Genomic DNA, 1155 nt, shown 5'->3' on the forward strand with positions numbered 1-1155 from the left:
ACCCCTGAAGACTACTGTTGGGTCTGGAGAGATTGCAGGGCTGCTCGAGTGGCGCCAGGTAGGCACGTAATCACGGAGTGATTACGATGCCATCCTGTAATTGCGGTAGGCAATGCGTCTGGGACAACGGTCGGTTCGTCTGTATCGGATGCGGTGCGAGCCCATGGAGGTGTGTCTGTGACACGGATAAGAGAGGGAGACGAGTCGACGAACCTGCAGAGTCAGCTGAAGTACGGCCTGAACGCCAAGGAGAAGCAGCGCATAAAGCCGGGTCCGATGGATTGGGCGAAGTTGATGATGAAGGTGAAGGCGATCGGGAAGATCTCGGAGCTCAACCTTACGGGTACGCTTCTGACGATCCCGGGTGTCTCCAAGGAGTGGAGTACTGCAACGTTGGTCACCCTCGCCGAAAGCATCAATGAGGACATAAGGAACTGGGTGAATGGATATGAAGAGAAGAACGATCCGCGGGTTGCTATACTCGGGTTTGCGTACCATTGGAAGCTACTTCGGACCTTTGTCCCTCTTCAGCTCAGACTCGCGGTCGAGCAAGTGCTGTACGAGAAAGGCGGGTCGTGGCAACGACTCATCACTGGGTTTAGACCCCTGTGATGTGGCAAGTCAACTTGAAGAGCTCGTCTGGATCCAGGCGACAGTAGCTGACTTGATCGAGTCTATCGACGGGAAGATCGATGATCTTCACGACAAGTTGCGTTAGCGACGGGTCAGAGAAAACTTAGGGGGTACCATCCCCCGATCTCATTTTCATCAAACGGTTGAGAAAGGTTTATCTGCTGGGAGATCGTTACGGGTGGGTGGTGGGGTAAGTCCTGAGGACTGAGGAACGAAGGACTTAGGGGAGATAGGTGGTGGGTATATATTTATAGTTGTACCTACATACCCTGCCGGTGATAAAAAATGCCAGGATCTCCGGGCCTTCCGCCGGCTGTGGGCTATGTAACGCAGGGAACATATCAACGAGATACGATCTCGTTGTCCGCGCAAGCGTGGACTACTGCAACAGAGTTTGAAGTTACGGACGTAAGCGACGTAATCGTCGCTGGTACGGCGAATAAGGATGATTTGTTCAGCTGGATGCGGCTGCAATTCTACTGTTGGATCAGCGGGACGAACAATGTGTTCGAGTGGATGATA

General features: G+C 53.1%; 1 protein-coding gene. It reads left to right on the forward strand.

Annotated elements, in window-relative coordinates:
* Nucleotides 1–177 precede the first annotated feature (177 nt).
* On the forward strand, nucleotides 178–612 hold the full coding sequence (locus tag HWQ67_RS19250; RefSeq protein WP_218254312.1) for a hypothetical protein: 435 nt from the start codon (nucleotides 178–180) through the stop codon (nucleotides 610–612).
* Nucleotides 613–1155: the final 543 nt, after the last annotated feature.

The sequence above is a fragment of the Candidatus Magnetobacterium casense genome (assembly GCF_019173545.1).
GTDB classification, from domain to species: domain Bacteria; phylum Nitrospirota; class Thermodesulfovibrionia; order Thermodesulfovibrionales; family Magnetobacteriaceae; genus Magnetobacterium; species Magnetobacterium cryptolimnobacter.